We start from the raw sequence: 16,321 nt of genomic DNA, 5'->3' as shown, positions 1-16,321 counted from the left end.
AACACGACAAATGGGGAAAAGAATCCCCTTCAATTCTTTTCCCGAATGGACATCACTAATTTTGTGTCATTTTTCCGATGCAACAGCACCACTTCCTTTGCTGTCTTATTTTGTCCTCTATATAATAAACACTTGAACAAGAAAAAACTGTCGCCATTTTATAATTTATTTATATTTTTTATGTTTTATTTATATTTTATCCAAATATTACAGCGATAACTAATAATGTCACCCCCTGCATTATTCTTTTTATTTTTAGCGTCATTTGATAAAACATCAACGTTTTTGATGGCAAAAAGGGAACCTGCAAAACCAGATTCCCTTTAAAATACATGCTCTTCTCTAAAAGGATGATAAATCCACCATCCTCTGCTTATTTTTAAAAACTTTTTCCTTTTTTACAATACTTATAAATATTAAATGGTTTTTCTTTTTTTTCAAATAAAATCCCTGTTGTTTTAATAATTTTTATAAGTTCATCCGACTCCATATCTGTCGTTTTAAATATAAATATTTTCTTTTCATTTGTTATGAAAAAAAAGAAGTTTTTATATAAGAACATTCTATCAATATTTTTAAATTCATAAATTTGATCTTCATCTATTTTAATTGCGTTTTCATCGATATCCACCGTTTCATATCCTGATCTACCCCAGACAAATTCATGAACATTTTTTTCAAAATTTTTACCAATCATTTGATACCAAATAATCCAAGCCACACAAGCCACACAAGTTCCAATCCCTATTCCAAACATCAAATAACTTTCCGACAGATAACAATTAATCGACAGTAAAAATTCTACAGGTGTAAAAATATAGATAATCATTCTACTTTTCTGTCTTGTTTTAAATAATTGATTAGGAATTATAAACCCAAGCGAAAGCATTCTTTCTAATTCTTCCCTATCCTCATCTGACACAATTGATTTAATATGCATTCTTCTTAATCCCCCTTTTGCCAGAGGTCCTCTTTATAAAATCGAACCTCTGGCCATTGTCTCTTTTATTCTTTTACAATTTACAGCGCTTGAATCAACAAACCAAAAACAGTACCTGCTCCAGCTGAAAATAAAGCAATAATTGACGGAATTGCATTTACAACTAATGCACCCGCAAGAACTAATATTACGGCTCCTGCCAGTATATTACTATGCTCTTTTGTGAATTCTACAACATTAAATTCAAGACCACTATTAGAATTTAATGTCATTGTAAAAATCAAAGCAACCGATATTGTCCACTCTTTTTCCTCTTCTGGCAGCAAATCTGATGTACTAAATACAATGGAAAACTCTACACTATTGGCAAAAACATTATTTATTTCAAAAGCAATATTACCAGATTTAACCGATAAAGCAATTTTTTCTATCGTATTTCCAAAGTTATCTGCTCCCTCTATACCTGTATCTGATAAATTTGATGAAATCTCCATAATTTGATTTTTGCAAGTTTGTGTCAATTCTCCATCATTTCCTATATCCACTTTTATATTATAAATTTTACCAGTTGAACTTTCAAGCGATGTGGATATTTTAGTAGAAATATCAATTGCTCCTTGAGGACTCATCATTGTTCCCAGTGAAATTTCCTTATCATACTCCACACCCACATCCATAATTTTATTCAGATAACCAAGCGGCTCCATTACATTATAGACATATTGATTTCGTGCTATTTTTACCTTTGCCCGAAGATTTTCTTGCGCTATTTCCTCATCTGTTTTTGTCGATACGGCATCGAACTTTTTAAATCCAGTATCTCTCCCTGAATATGCATCTTTATCCAGTGGGAACGAAGGTGATGAAGAAAATGAGTTCAACTCACAAAATTGATCAAATGCCCAGTTCTTCGGCATCGAATATCCCAAATTACAGCTAAATCCAGTTGACATATCTGCCACAAATGATTTACTTGCCAATCCTGCTTCATAAACTTTAGTACATACATATCTTGGTGCATAAATGCCGACTTTATAATTTTTATCATTTGTCGAACTGAAAAAGATCATGTGAATCTGTTCAAAATAAGGTATAATAAATGTATCAATCTGATATGAATAACAATCAAAATCCACTGCAAAGTATATAGTCGTTCCACTTGGTATACCGATTCTCTCGGCTGCTAAAATTGCTGTCTGTGCATCAACACTTCCCTGGGACGGATCCTTAAAATAGTTTAATTCATATCCTCCATCCTGATATATCGGGAATACCGATAATCCTGCATTTTCAATGTTTTTCACTTCTGTTGATGTCAAATATTTCGGTGTATGTTCTTTTCCAACAGAACCTGTCAGATAACGTCCTACATGAGTATACCCTGCATTTTTTATATCTAATGCCTGTTGTTTATTTAATACTGTTGCACAGTCACACGCTTTTGCTGCCCTGTTTGTATCGCCTTTACTCGTAAGCAATGATTTCATAGTAGAAACATTTACTTTTCCTTTTGTTACAAGTCCAATTCCTGTCAGACCATAAAACTCCTGAAATTCTGACACCTTTGACTCTGTAGTCGAATCAAACACGCCATCGAATCTTCCCGGATTATATCCGTTAAAATATAGTCCGTATTGAGCAATCTTATTAAATGGAACATATTTCGTCGAGTTCTGTCCGTTCTGTAATGTACCCGGAAACGCATTTGTTGTTGCATCGCCAAAATTAACTGAATTCAAATCTGTAATTAATTCAGTTGTAACTCCTTCAGCCGCCTGCAATGCACCAACTAAAGACAAAATTGTCTGTCTTGAGGCAATTCCATCACAAGGTCCAACACCAATAACATCTGACCAGTCACTATTTAATTGCTGTTGAATAAGAACAATATTGGAATCCCCACCAGAAACCTTTGTAAACCAGTTTAGGGATAACAATCCAGACCAAACTTTCCAATCAATTTTGCCCGTAACTTCCAGTCCTGCATTTTCCTGCATCTTTTTAACTGCATTTACTCCTGATGTATAATAAATTCCAGTAATTCCTCCAGCAGCATATCCTTTGCAAAACAGAGCACACTGAATCAAGCATACATTAACCTGCGGAGTATCATTCGGATCCATTTTTGTAATAATGGCTAACTTCTTCATGGTATTAATAGTAAGTGGTCCAACCGTTCCTGTAATCGTTGAGATTCCATTCTGAATCTGAAATGCACGAATGATTCCCTGCATCACGGCTGTTCCGGTCTTTCCATCTTCATCCAGTTTTACCCAATCCTTATGTCCACCAAACATCGCATTTAAATATTTTTGTGCTGCTTTTACATTCTGATCACTCATATTCACTACCTCCTAATTCAAGTCAATTATAAAGATTTCTAACTCTTTATATGTCTATCACTAAAAGTTACAATAACAATTTATCAATCAACTGTGCCTATTTTGTGACTATTTTCCAAAGCATTCATTAACTTCCTTATAAAATCCTTAACAAATTATGAAAGAAACCATCAATTTATCACCCCATATCCCATGATTGAGGCATAATCCACCGCATAGTTCCTCTGTCGCACCTGATCACTGGAGTTTCCTTCCACTGTGTAGACTCTTCCACCTTCACATTTTTCCACGATTCCTACATGGTCCGAATTTCCATCATGATCCCAGTCGAAGAAAATAATCATTCCGGCTGATGGAGTTGTTCCACCACTCTGCCATTTGTTCTTTCCCTGAAACCAGGTAACACCGGAACTACACAATGAGAACTTCGGAACTTTTCCACTTTCGATTAAGCCACTTTGATCGGCACACCATGACACGAAACAAGCACACCATTCTACATGACTGTCAAATCCATACCAGCTCCAGAACTTCTGGCCACCGCTGTTCCCGATCTGCCCCATTGCTACCGATACAATCTGCTGACTTCCAAACAAACCAGCAAACAGGCTGCCACCGGAATAATACCGCATCACATGGGGAACGTATTCGGGATCTCCATAGCTGCTCCATCCATGCGAAGCTGCCTGCTCCTGTGAAAATTGTAAAGCATTGGCTTCTGTGTATCCGCCTCTTTGCAATGCCCATCCTATGTACCCGTTTCCATAGTTATATCCCTGCCATGCAAGTTTTAACTTGTCCATATCCTGTGGGCTGCTACATCCTGCCTGACTGATACAGTCTGCAAAGGTCTGTACTCCCACCTCTATCGAATAATTCGGATCGGTAATAGAACCGGGGCTGTGTGAAAACCTTGTATTGTACGGACTTTCCGAACACTGCATCGGATCTGTTCCTCTTCCCCCGGATTCCTGCATCATAATCGCCTGTATCGCAGACACATATTCCGGAATGCCATATTGGGATGCGTACTGCTGTATCACCGAAGTATAAGCCAGCACCTCATCACTTAGAGATTCGGAGTTTTCCGAACTACTGCTGAAGGCTGCTCCTGCAATGATTCCTGCAATCAGAATAAATACCAGAAGAAATGCACCGCCTCCGGCAGCAATCCATTTTCCCATTTTTTCAAGAGCTACTACCCCTTTTTGAATCGCTGCTGTAATTCCCTGTACGGATAACTTTGAGCCTTTTCCTGTTACCTGAAGGACTGCTTTTCCACTTTCTGCCGATGCCTGTGCTGACTTTCTTGCCATCTGGGCTGCTCTTGCTTTCTGCATCGCCTGAAGACTTTTTTCCATCTGCTGTTTCTGCATGGATGCCTGTGTCTTTATTTTTTCTTGAGACAGACCGGATACTTTTACCACTCTCGGTGCTGCTTTCACCTGCCGTTTACCATTCTCCTTGGCAAGTGCTGCCTGCTCCGGTTTCAACTTGATTAATTTCTTTCCGCTTTCTGCCCCCTGCTCCATTGCTTCTTCGGCAGCTTTCGCTTCTTCCTGTCTGCTTTTTCTTTCCTTTATCTTCCTGTAGGTCACTCCAGCAAGTTTTTTTCCACCTTGATATGTGGTTTTCCCTATACTTTTTCCTGCCACACTCGCCGCTCTGTACTGTACGGATTCTATTTTTTCAGTTCCATACTGTGTTGGGGATTCTGACTGCCCACTGCTTTTTTCATGTAGTTCCCTTGGCTTTTCTTTTGCTTCCAGAACCGCTGAGCGAACCAGTTCTTTCGGAAGTCGGGCAGCCGGATTTCGAATCTTCGGATTCTTATCCCTTACCCGTTCCTTGATATCTTTCATCCGGTCACCCTCTTTCCGTATCTCTTATCTCATCGGGCAACATCCCGATGTTTCTTTTTTTCCTGCTGTTTCTGCAACTGCTCCACCTGTCTGATTGCCTCATTTACCAGTGGATGTTCGTTGTAATATGGCACAAGTTCCAAGTCTCCCCTGTCTTTTGATGACAACGGTAATGGATATTCCATGTCTGAATAAATTGATTCTGGATCATGAATAGAAAACTCAATAGCCGGACACATATTGGCAGATGTTCTACAATATTTCTGGTACTTTTTATATGCCTCTTCCAGCGTTCTGCATTTTGTATATTCTCCTAAATCATGGAACTCACCGCACTCTGCAGCATAAAAAGTTATCGTTACTTCTTCTTTTTTCTTCATTATGATTCTCCCGGTTTTGTTGTCATTAGTTTATAAAGGTCTGTATTCTTTGGGAACGTATTCTCAAATGGTACGATATTCCCAGAGCAACGGATTAGGCCACTGCCAACCGATACATTTGTAATATAGGACAGTTGGTTTTCGGAAATATTCAAAAGAGCTGCCAATTCTTCCCTGTCTGTACTTGCCTGATTCAAAAGAATCAAAAACTCACTGTTTGCCAACATCAGTCTTGCAGTGTCCGATTTCAGAAGTTCCTCAACATTTTGGGTTAAACCTGTCACGAATCCATTGTATTTTCTGATTCTCTTGTACAGTCGGTAGAAGAAATTTGCACTGTATTCATAGCGGAATAACAGATAGAACTCATCGGCAAATATCCATGTCGTTTTTCCTTCTTTCCAGTTCTGAATTACCCTGTTGAAAATACTGTCTAAGGTAACCAGCATTCCCAGTGGCATAAGCTGTTCCCCCAGTTCCCGGATATCATAATCCATGATCCTGTTCTTCTTATTCACATTGGTCGGCTGTGCAAAGGTGTTCAGGCTTCCATTGATAAAAAGTTCGGATGACAGTGCAAGTCCCCTTGCCTCTTCTTCCGGCTGTAACATCAACTGTCGGTACATATCTTTCAATGTCGGAACTTCTCCGGTATAACCACTTCGGATATAATCCCGGTACACATCTGCAGCACAGCGGTCCAGGATTGACTTTTCTTTTGCTGACAGGTTTCCTGCTCCAACCAACTGTTCAAATACAGACAGAATAAACTCCGATTTTTCAATCAGTGGATTCTTTTCATTGCCGTAGGCTGCGTCCATATCCATTGCATTCAGGTGATTGTCTGATGTCGCAGATACTTTTACAACCTGTCCACCCAGAGCCTCTACTAATTTTGTGAATTCGGACTCCGGATCAAGAATCAGGATATCGTCATCGGTACTCAATGCCAGATGCACAATCTCTTCTTTTGCCGAAAAGCTCTTTCCTGATCCACTGACGCCCAACCGGAAACTGTTTCCATTCATCAGTTTCTTCCGGTCGGCTACCAGAAGGTTCTTGCTGACTGCATTCTGCCCATAATAGATACCGCCCGGCTGCAGGATTTCCTGTGTATGGAACGGGATTAAAACAGCCGTTGATTCCGTTGTCAATGTACGCAGGGCATTGATCTTTCGCAGTCCGTAAGGAAGCACTGTATTGAGTCCGTCCACTTGCTGCCACTTTAATGTTGCCATCTGGCACAGATGCTTTCTTGCTATCGACAATAATAATTCCGTATCGGAATCCAACTGTTTTTTACTGTCTGCCAGATGTACCATTGTCAAAATTCCGAACATCATACGCTGGTCTCTGGTTGTCAGATCATCGAGCATTTCCTTGGTTTCTTTTCTCTGAAGTTCCATATCGTATGGTACGATTGCCGAGAAGTTATTATTAGCGTTCTGCCTTCTCTGCCAGTTGGTCACGTTGGTTTCCACACCAAGCAGTCGGTTCTGGATTTCCCTTACCGCTTCATCCGTAGGGACTGGCAGGATATCAATCGACAATATCAGATTCCGGCTGAAGTCACACAGTTCTGAAATCATGTCATCTTTAACATAACTTGCATAATCCTGCATATACAGGACTCTTCCGTACCTGTCACCGATTTTAAAATGGTCACGTTCAAATTCCATAGAATCCGGACACATCCAGTCCTTGAAACTTGTTCCCTTCTTGGCAAATTGTTTCAGATCAAACGGAAATGCCTGTGGGACATCTCCCTTGAAGAAGTCCCTGAAAATCTGGAGCCGGCTCTCTGCGTCCAGTCCTTCTGCTGTGGACGATAACTTTGCCAGATGTGTTACGATGTCTGTTCCGATACGTGCAAAATAGGTTCTTGCATCGTCAATCGATCTTTTATGTACACTGACAGTCAGATACCGTTCCTGATAGATGCTGTTGTTTGTTCCTGTAATCTTAGACAGGAGCATTTCGTTGTATTCTTCCCGATAGTGGTCCAGTCCATCTTCCTTCATTGGAAGCAGGATTGATTTTTCAAATTCTTCTTTATTGATTCTCCGGTTATTGATGGTAATTTTGGCAGAAATGCCGGAATCCAGTGAATTTAAGAGTTCGGAATAATCCAGAAACATTTCTGTCTTATTGTCCTTACTCGCAATATAATAGTTGATATCTGTAAAACGATATGTTTTTGAGAATTTCGTTCCCTGTTGAAAAATTCCATCCGGCCAGATTCGCTGGATGGGAATTGCCTGTTGGACTGATTTCGGAACTTTGAAGCGTTCCTTATCCATCCGAAGTGCCTGACTTAAGGTTTTAATCAAAGGCATCACTCCTTCCCTTGCGTTTCTTTCTCTGTTTTGCTTCTGCTCTTTGCTCCCGCTCTTTTATGATTTCCGCTCCATCCTTTTGATTCTTTTCTCCCAGCGAGATGGTCTCCTGCATGCAGGAGTAGTGGATATCTTCCGACTGAAACACCAGTTTCTTCGGATACAGCAATTCGGATTTGATCACTGCCCATAAAAACTGTTCGGCTGTCATACCATGATATTTGAAAAAGCCACAGGCAGCAAATGGAGTAGCACCAAGCACACACAGCCATCCGGTTATTTCCTGTCCGGTAATTTCACGCATTCCAAAGTAAATTCCGATTGCTGTAAGAATCGCAAGAACAGAACACACACATTGTCTCAGGTCCAGTCCCATAAACATGGATTCCTGATAGTCCCGGATTTCTTTATTCATCTTGACTTCCATAACTTATCGCTCCTTTCCTCTGCTTTGTTTCTTCGTTTTCTGTGGTTTTTCTTTCGGTACTTCTATCCCGGCAAATCTACAGTGTTCTGCAACGCCTTCCGGATCAAATTCCGCAAGTCTTGCTAGATCAAACGCTACCTTCTGATAGGTTGCATATCCTGATCTTCCTGTTTCATTCAACACTTTTCCTAGTTTATGTTCCTTGATAAAATGAAGCATATCCTTGGTAAAATCTCCTGTTATAAAAGCCTCATTTGGCTCTAAGAACTGATAGGGCAGATTAATGGTTACATCTCCAAAATTTTCCCATTCTCTCCCTTCCTTATGGCAGAGTCCTACATATAAATTTCCATTGTTCCGATAAGAGCTCACTCGTATTGCTACTGTCTCACGTCCAAATTCCCAGTTATATCTTAATGTTTTCTTTATATCCATATTTTTAACCTCCAAGTCCCATCATTTCTCTGACAATACGGTCAGATGCCTTAATTGCTCCAACCAGCACCAGTAAATTAAATACCAGTTCTCCGACATAGTTCCACACGATTGTAACTGCACTCAACTCCGTATCTCCGACAGCCGGAGGGCTTGCTGCATAAGCAGAAAAGATAATACATGCCAGTGCAATAATTGCCCCTTCCAGACATACGCCTACATAAGAACGGATAAAGTTCTTTCCAATGGACTGCGTGGGTTCTCCTGCAAATGAGGAAATCGGAATCGGGGCGATTGCCGTATACATATAGATTTTGAACATTCTGCCATACACTGTCAGGATCATTACAAATGACAATACAGTGATCAGCAGACTGCCAAGCAGTGTAACAATCCACAACGGAATGGATTCCAGCATTCCCACGCTCTCAATCTTATCTACAATCTCCGTTGGCAGTTCCGTCACGCTTCCTGCCATACTGGAGCCACTCATTACGGTTGTCACGATTCCCTGCACAATGGAAAACAGTGCCTGCATAAGTTCCATCCCGTATGTAATTGCTCCCTGAGCAAGTGCAAACCGGATAAATGCTTTTAGCACATGTTCCGGCTTTTTCAGATCTGTAAAACTGCCACACGTTTTAATGATTCCGGCTGCGAAAAATAATACCAGTAATCCATAAGCAATGGCTGTCAGTGCATCATTAATATTTACCATAATCCGCCAGATGCCGCCGCCCTTAAAAGTTGCCGGATTTTCGGTCAGCAGAGTCCACAGTTCTGCCATCTTTTCACTCCATGTGGATAGTGCTGAGTTTAGATTCTGTACAATCCAGTTATCACTCAAAAACTCTCACCTCCTTAAACATATTTTTGAATACAGGAGTACCTTCCGGCACTCCTGCTGTTTCCTGATATATTTTTTCAAAGAGGCTTACGCCATAATCAAATCGAGGATTTCTTTGGCGAACGTAATAATTACCCCTCCGGCCAGTGTCAGAAATCCATTTGCCCTCTGGCTTGGATCATGGCTTTTTAAAGACAGACCAACCTGCACAACACCAAATCCAAGCAAAATCAAACCGATCGCACGAATCAGAGAAAAAATAAAGGTAGACAGGTTATTGATAACGGACAACGGATCTCCGGCTGCGAATGCGGTCGTTGCTCCAACCGTTACGGTCAGTACCAGTGCCATATAAAGGCTCATCCACTTTTTCTGTTTTCTCCCCATCGGCATCGGGGTTATCATTTTTTCAGTTGTATTCTTTTTTGTTCTATTTTTTTCTCCTGTGAGAAGTTTCTTCAATACACATCACTCCAATCCATCAAAAAACTGCTATTCACCAAGGATGTCCTCGGTAGACAGCAGTTCGTAATCGTCTAATCTGTTAATGTCAATCTTTAGGTCGTCGTGAGCCAGTGGTGTTTTCGCATAATCATAAGGCGATGCACCACCGTCCTCTGTGTATCTGAAATTCACATGCTTTTTTAAATCATATTTATCGTCCATGATCGGACGCTCCCCACGAATAAACAAAATCGCTTTGCGGTTATCTAAAAGCCGTATTTCATCCGGTGTTAAAAGTTCCCTTCCTGTCTGCTGATAATTCACCGAATAGCTGCCGCTACGCCCTTTTGTCTGTCCGTAGGTATTGGTATCCAATGTCTCTTTTCCCAATAATTCCGAGACATACTTATGTCCTTCTTTTTCATTTCCACCCAGATATAAAAATTCATCGCAGTTGCCGATCAGACTCTCATACGAGTCTTTAAATAAGGCTTTCATCTGTGCAATGTTCTGGATGATGATACTGCAGGAAATCCCTCTGGAACGCATGGTTGCCAGAATCTTGTCAAAATCATCCGGCAAGGCTACGTTTGGCCATTCATCCATAATGCAGTGTACCGGAATCGGAAGCCTTCCTCCGTACTTCCGATCTGCCACATAATACAGTGTCTGAAACAGATTACTGTAAATCATGCCGACCAGATAATTCATGCTGGTGTCTGCATCCGGAATACAGCAAAACAGTGCTACTTTTTTCTCCCCAATACTGTATAAGTCCAGTTCGTCCGTACAGGTCAGGTTGGCGATTTGTTTCAGATTGAACGCTGCCAGACGGACACCAACCGATATCAAAATAGACTTTGCGGTCTTTCCAGTAACAAAATGTCAATAGTTTTTTAATCATTTTTCTCAAAAAGGCAAAAAAATAGAACGTATAGTTTATTTCCATACGCTCTATCTCACATTTCATATTAAATTTTGAATTCTACAAATTTTTTATATTTCGTTGTCAATATGTTTTCTACTCTAACGCCCCTTTTACTTTTTTGTGGGAAATGCACCGCTCCTCCCGATTGGCAAGTGCCTTCACCCTGCCTTCTAACAGAAGTTCCCTTCCTTTTTCATTTCTTGTATACACACAGTCATAATTTCCGATATACGGATGCATGCATTTTGCAAAACGTTCCGCATCCTCCTTCTTTTTCGAAAAACAATTTGGAATGGCATAGAAACCATTCAGTCCTTTGTGTCCCTTCTTTTTCACAAGTATGTAACGCTGGTTGTCGATCACATCAAAAAATTCATTGACACACTGTGCGAACAACGCTTTATCCCTGCCGCTTCCACCGGACAGATAAATAATATGGTTATCCGGTCCGTTTGATTCTGTCTCAACTTTACAGTGTGTTTCTTCCAGAAGCTGTTGCTCCTCTAATGCTTTGCGGATTCCATTTCCAAATGCCTTTAATCTTTTTAGCGGACTTCCCAACATGAAAATTTTCGGGAAACGTATCATAATTCCAGCCAGTCCGGCAGCAATGAAGAAGTAACAGGTTCCGGCCAGGATACCATTTTGGGACGCTGCAGCAACAATACCTGCCCCAATTGCCCCGATCAGACACAGAATTCCTGACAGGATCATTGTAAGAATCGCATCCCAGAAAACAACACTTGTGACAAATTTGTCTTTTACTTCTGTCTCATCCACAATATCCATTTTGTCATAGACTGCAAGTGCACTGTTCCAACGTTCTTTTAACGTATCGCGCTGCCCCGACATTTTCAGCATTTGTCTGTTAATCCTGTCAATATTCGTTTTATTAAATGGCGTTTTAATAACTGACAACCGTTTCATTCCATTTTCAATCGTATTTTCTGTATAATGCAGACCGAGAAAATGTTCCATCCTTCGCTCCAGCATACTGTAATCTTCACTGATCTGATTGTCATCTGCCTTTAGCACTTCGTTCCACGGTCTTAAACAGACTAAATGCCAGATGTTACTTGTTTTTTCCGGATGTTCTTTCATCACACGGATGGCACGCCCTCTCATCTGGTTGCTTAACATAAATGAGCCTACAAAGCTTGCAAGGATCAGGGAATTGATACAAGGAGAATCCCATCCTTCCCCTAACAGCGATTTTGTACCGATCAGCACCTGCATATAGCCTTTTGAGAAAATATCTGTTACCGCCCCTGTGAGAAAATGTGCATTTCCAACCGCTGTCACTTTAAGATAATCTGTTTCAGAAAGATTTCCGATCCTGCTGAATGTAACTTTTCCGCTCATTCCGATCGCCTGCTCTAATGCTTCTCTTGCCTCTGCCGGAATGATCACAATCGTTCCACAAAGCACCCCAAAACGGATTTGTTCGTTTTTCTTTTCATTGTCACGACGGAGCATCTCAAAAAACGGAAGCACTCCAAGTGAGTTAACATCATATTCTGTATTTCCAATTGCTTTTTCATATTCTTTCCGGATGTAATCTGTCAAAACAAGCAGCCTCAAATCCTGACCGGATGCCTCATATTCATGGAACACAATATCACGGATGCTGTTACATTTTCCAAGGGAATTTGTGAGCATTTTTTCCACTGCCGCACTTTTCGTCATGACGACTTTTTTCTTTTCTATCAGACCGTCGGATTTTAAATCAGCAATTAGCAATTCACGATATGTCTTGTCACACAGGTATGAATCCACATCATCATACAAGAATCCCTGTAACAGACGCTCCATCCATTGCACATTCATGTCCGGTAATTTTTTTGCCCCCAAAAGCCTCTGTAATCTGGACGGAATTGCAATATTTTTGCTCTGTAAATAAATCAACAGTGATGCCAGATATGCCGGATTATCCAGAAGCAGATCATCTGAGAGCTGTCCACTGAACCCCTTATGGCTTCTTACGTACGTAAGGAACTGAGTATCCCGCATGATTTTTTCTGTCATTGCTTTACTGCGTTCTTCAAAACGTCTGACTTCCTTCTCTTCTTCTTTTGTTGGATAGTTGAAGTAAACATAATCCTGATGCGGACAGAGGCTTCCCTCTTTTACGAGCTCCGGTATCGTAATCTCTTCATCGATCTCTCCACACATATTCATGTACCGCGTCCACATAGCCGGTGTGGAATCATATGGTGGTGTTGCTGTCAAAGCGATGATTTTAAGGTTATTCACCTGTTTTTTGAATTCTTCTAATGCTTTCCACCATTCACTTCGCAAGTGGTGGCATTCATCCAGACAGAGTACTTCGATCCCAGCCTCTTTCATCGTCCCAACCAGATCAAAACCGCTGTAATCTACTTCCTTTGTCTCTGTTTTCGCCGGGCACTCGTCTGTGCCTGTGCCACTATCCTCACCTGCATCTTCCTGTATTCCCTGAAATCTTGTCATGGCACTGTGTAATGCCTGATAGGTTGCAACCGTGATCGCCTTTGGCTGTTTTAAATTCTGTGAAAGATAATCTTCCCCCTGTATGCCCTCACATAAAAAAGCTTCCTCAATCCTTGCGATCCACTGCTCCCGGATCGTAATGGATGGTGCCAAAATCAGTGCTTTTCCGTTCATCCTGCGGATCAGTTCAATTCCCAATGTCGTTTTCCCGGATCCGGGTGCCGCTACAATATGTATTTTTCCATCTGCCATGTACCTGTCTGCGTGTTCCAAAACCCTTGCCTGATACCTTCTCCATGTTCCTTTAAACTCTAAAATACCTTCGTAATTCATAATCATCCATTTTCCTCTGCTTATTCCACTTTTTCTGTGGTCTGTAACTATTATATACAACTGCCAATTTTCTTACAAGAAAGATTCCGTGTCCAATAAGAAGTATGCCTATGTTGGGATATTTAAATCATTCTGCATCCTCAAAGCAAATGAATTTAAATAGAATTTCAGGTGTGCCTGTGATAAAATATTAATAAGTTTAACAACTGAAATTTGACTGTATCATTTTGTTCATCAAATTTATTATTCATAAGGTGTCTATTTTGATCCTAAGAAGAAATGAATTTTAGGTCTTGTATATTCATCAAACTGATCTTCTGTCTCTGTATCAAATGAACAAGACAAACTGATAGGCGCATCCTGATCATAGAAACGGAAACTCTTATAAAATGTCCCATTTAGAAATTCATCTTTAAATTGTTGTGGAATAGCCTGATAAGATAATATCTCAGGATTAGATACGGATACATTTAAATTCTCAAAAGACTTTTGTAATGTCGCAAAATCTTTTTCTGTCTGCATTAAATTCTCTTCTAAACTCTTATTAATATCCACACCTTCTACATATGAGATATTGATGATAGTACCACTATTATTGACTTGAACATGAACATAACAATCAGTAGCACCTGAATCTCTTAAATATCCCATAACAGTATAACTTGATCTACTACGTGATTCATTTGGATTGTCTGCATGTACTCTTACACATACAGGTTCTAATGCCTTTTTTACTATTTCTACTTGTTTTGCAGAAGCTGCAATTCTTTGATCCATTGCCTGCTTTCCTTTTATATATTGAGGTATATAAGTACCGACTACAATAAGTATTGGGATAACTGCAAAGGCAATGAGTTGTTTTTTTATATCAGGAATAGGGATTCTATAAGCATGTGCCATGTTCTCGGCATTACTTCCTGCTTCAGATAACATATCTATAGATGTAGAGACTGTACTTACTGCACCAGCCACCTGCATAGCACTTCCTATATTCTTTGCAGTATCATTATCACTTTCTTTAAGGAATCGACCAACAGCTTGTGACGCCAAAGCAGCAGATACCTCTTTAGAATAATCTGTTTCTGACTGTTTCACATTTAATCTACCTATAAGAGATTTCCATTTCTTACCGTTCATTCCAAACTTAGGGGCAAGTGCACAGAAACAGAATATAATAACATATATAATGACAAATCCTAATGCAGTAAACATCCCTGTAGGCTGAAAACCTTTGTTTTGGAATACTAAATCATCTATCATCTCTAATGGTACTATTAATGCACATTGTACAAATGAAAAGATGAGTGCAACCACTGCAATCTTTGGATATATACAATATCTTTGAATCATTTTTTTCTCTTTATTGTTAATCATGGATATCACCTCTGTTTCTAGTATAACTTATTTTTATGCAAAAAAAGAGCGATATTTTGCTCTTACTATATTTGTTTCTTAACTAAAAGGAAATTACGAATATTTTGATGTTTAATACCATACTCAAGTTTGATTGTATCATGGTTCATCCTTGACCCGTTAGAGGGCAACGCATTTAATCCGAACAGCTCATTTAAAATAATATTATTCCTTTATAATTCTACAAACTTGAATTTTGTCTGATTACCAATTATCTTTTGTAATTTATAGCTGCATCAAAAAGAATACCAATACACTCAAGAGTATCGTTACTATTCCCATTATGATAAACATCATGGAAGTAAAACTTTTTGAAATTGGTCTATCAACATAGCACTTTTTAGGATTGTTTGGATTATAATAAACTGTCATCTTACTGTTGATAGGCCACAACTGCTCTGCAAGTTGACGCAAATTTGCAATGGATCCAGTTTTTACATGTAGCCAGCCTTTTTCATCTTCATAGACTTCTGATTTCACCGGTACGGGTACTCCAGATATTTGCGTTGTTTTAATTCCACAAAATATTTTCTTTGTTTTATAACAAGTTCCATTCACAAAGTACTCCACGATTGGATACACCCTTCCATTTCCCGGAAACCCATATTGTTTAACAATACCGTCTGTCTGCTTTGTACACAATTGATTCTGTCTTTTTACAATGATATTGAAAGTAACTCCTAGTAAAACCAATATTACACCAAGACCTCCAACTGTCATCAATTCTAACCATGCAATTTGTATTTCTGTCATAGTTTCATCACCTCAAATTCCAGTTTTCTTGATTCTGCAAACTTGAATTTGTAATTACATTCCATACATATTGGCATTCTTTACAATCACTCTATCTCCTTTTTCTAATTGTTCCTTAGAAACTCCTCTTAACCCAAGTCCAACATGTTCTGTTTTATATCCACAACCATTTGATTTTCGTTCTTTTGTATGTATATCGATGTTAGTAATTATAGTCTCTAATACACCTCCATTTGTTTTATAAACACACGCATTTTCTCCTTCTCTACACATTCCTGTTGATATGTTTCCTGTGACAACTGTTCCAACCCCCATAATTGTAAATACATCATCAATAATCAATTCAAAGTCTTCTTTTAAACATAATGGAACATCTAATCTGTTCATATACTCTTTTTCTCGCTCTTTTTTG

General features: G+C 39.5%; 13 protein-coding genes and 1 pseudogene. All 14 read right to left on the bottom strand.

Annotation, left to right across the window (positions count from 1 at the left end; translation table 11 throughout):
• Positions 1 to 379 precede the first annotated feature (379 nt).
• Complete coding sequence (locus tag GT508_RS06170) at positions 380 to 940, bottom strand: hypothetical protein (protein WP_006426967.1); 561 nt, start codon at positions 938 to 940, stop codon at positions 380 to 382.
• Between the two features lie 80 nt (positions 941 to 1,020).
• Positions 1,021 to 3,282, bottom strand: a complete 2,262-nt coding sequence (locus GT508_RS06165) for a glycoside hydrolase domain-containing protein (RefSeq protein WP_007884642.1) — start codon at positions 3,280 to 3,282, stop codon at positions 1,021 to 1,023.
• A 170-nt stretch (positions 3,283 to 3,452) separates the two neighbouring features.
• A complete protein-coding gene (locus GT508_RS06160; RefSeq protein ID WP_161143790.1) occupies positions 3,453 to 5,144 on the bottom strand; it encodes a lysozyme family protein in 1,692 nt (563 codons plus the stop codon).
• 29 nt (positions 5,145 to 5,173) lie between these two features.
• Entirely contained in the window at positions 5,174 to 5,524 is a 351-nt protein-coding gene (locus GT508_RS06155; protein WP_006426970.1) for a hypothetical protein, read from the bottom strand.
• The gene (locus GT508_RS06150; RefSeq protein ID WP_199596345.1) at positions 5,524 to 7,854 is read right to left on the bottom strand and encodes a VirB4-like conjugal transfer ATPase, CD1110 family; all 2,331 of its coding nucleotides are present in this window, start codon (positions 7,852 to 7,854) and stop codon (positions 5,524 to 5,526) included. Before GT508_RS06150 ends, GT508_RS06155 begins: the two co-directional genes overlap by 1 nt.
• On the bottom strand, positions 7,847 to 8,287 hold the full coding sequence (locus tag GT508_RS06145) for a PrgI family protein (protein ID WP_007884640.1): 441 nt from the start codon (positions 8,285 to 8,287) through the stop codon (positions 7,847 to 7,849). Before GT508_RS06145 ends, GT508_RS06150 begins: the two co-directional genes overlap by 8 nt.
• Positions 8,288 to 8,290: 3 nt before the next feature.
• Entirely contained in the window at positions 8,291 to 8,722 is a 432-nt protein-coding gene (locus GT508_RS06140; protein WP_161143789.1) for a DUF4313 domain-containing protein, read from the bottom strand.
• A gap of 4 nt (positions 8,723 to 8,726) precedes the next feature.
• Positions 8,727 to 9,569, bottom strand: coding sequence for a hypothetical protein (locus tag GT508_RS06135; protein WP_172590441.1), 843 nt, complete (start codon positions 9,567 to 9,569; stop codon positions 8,727 to 8,729).
• An 87-nt stretch (positions 9,570 to 9,656) separates the two neighbouring features.
• Positions 9,657 to 9,974 (bottom strand): glutamyl-tRNA amidotransferase, encoded by a 318-nt coding sequence (locus tag GT508_RS06130; protein WP_044927371.1) that lies wholly within the window; start codon positions 9,972 to 9,974, stop codon positions 9,657 to 9,659.
• An 87-nt stretch (positions 9,975 to 10,061) separates the two neighbouring features.
• A pseudogene (locus GT508_RS06125) lies at positions 10,062 to 10,898 on the bottom strand (VirD4-like conjugal transfer protein, CD1115 family); the annotation flags it as partial.
• A 136-nt stretch (positions 10,899 to 11,034) separates the two neighbouring features.
• Complete coding sequence (locus GT508_RS06120; protein WP_044963264.1) at positions 11,035 to 13,743, bottom strand: DEAD/DEAH box helicase family protein; 2,709 nt, start codon at positions 13,741 to 13,743, stop codon at positions 11,035 to 11,037.
• A gap of 258 nt (positions 13,744 to 14,001) precedes the next feature.
• Positions 14,002 to 15,117, bottom strand: coding sequence for a hypothetical protein (locus GT508_RS06115; RefSeq protein ID WP_021738879.1), 1,116 nt, complete (start codon positions 15,115 to 15,117; stop codon positions 14,002 to 14,004).
• 264 nt (positions 15,118 to 15,381) lie between these two features.
• Positions 15,382 to 15,909, bottom strand: coding sequence for a DUF3592 domain-containing protein (locus tag GT508_RS06110; protein ID WP_021738880.1), 528 nt, complete (start codon positions 15,907 to 15,909; stop codon positions 15,382 to 15,384).
• A 54-nt stretch (positions 15,910 to 15,963) separates the two neighbouring features.
• Positions 15,964 to 16,321 (bottom strand): hypothetical protein (locus GT508_RS06105; RefSeq protein WP_161143788.1); only part of this gene is annotated, 358 nt, incomplete at its 5' end.

The organism is Dorea sp. BIOML-A1, assembly GCF_009875615.1.
GTDB lineage: Bacteria > Bacillota > Clostridia > Lachnospirales > Lachnospiraceae > Dorea_A > Dorea_A amylophila.
Note: the sequence above shows the minus strand (reverse complement) of the source record. Positions and strands in the feature narration are given on the sequence as shown.

What these genes read in the sequence shown, in the direction of transcription:
- GT508_RS06170 (WP_006426967.1), bottom strand. Translation starts at nt 940, where the DNA reads ATGCATATTAAATCAATTGTGTCAGATGAGGATAGGGAAGAATTAGAA.
- GT508_RS06165 (WP_007884642.1), bottom strand. Translation starts at nt 3,282, where the DNA reads ATGAGTGATCAGAATGTAAAAGCAGCACAAAAATATTTAAATGCGATG.
- GT508_RS06160 (WP_161143790.1), bottom strand. Translation starts at nt 5,144, where the DNA reads ATGAAAGATATCAAGGAACGGGTAAGGGATAAGAATCCGAAGATTCGA.
- GT508_RS06155 (WP_006426970.1), bottom strand. Translation starts at nt 5,524, where the DNA reads ATGAAGAAAAAAGAAGAAGTAACGATAACTTTTTATGCTGCAGAGTGC.
- GT508_RS06145 (WP_007884640.1), bottom strand. Translation starts at nt 8,287, where the DNA reads ATGGAAGTCAAGATGAATAAAGAAATCCGGGACTATCAGGAATCCATG.
- GT508_RS06140 (WP_161143789.1), bottom strand. Translation starts at nt 8,722, where the DNA reads ATGGATATAAAGAAAACATTAAGATATAACTGGGAATTTGGACGTGAG.
- GT508_RS06130 (WP_044927371.1), bottom strand. Translation starts at nt 9,974, where the DNA reads ATGATAACCCCGATGCCGATGGGGAGAAAACAGAAAAAGTGGATGAGC.
- GT508_RS06120 (WP_044963264.1), bottom strand. Translation starts at nt 13,743, where the DNA reads ATGAATTACGAAGGTATTTTAGAGTTTAAAGGAACATGGAGAAGGTAT.
- GT508_RS06115 (WP_021738879.1), bottom strand. Translation starts at nt 15,117, where the DNA reads ATGATTAACAATAAAGAGAAAAAAATGATTCAAAGATATTGTATATAT.
- GT508_RS06110 (WP_021738880.1), bottom strand. Translation starts at nt 15,909, where the DNA reads ATGACAGAAATACAAATTGCATGGTTAGAATTGATGACAGTTGGAGGT.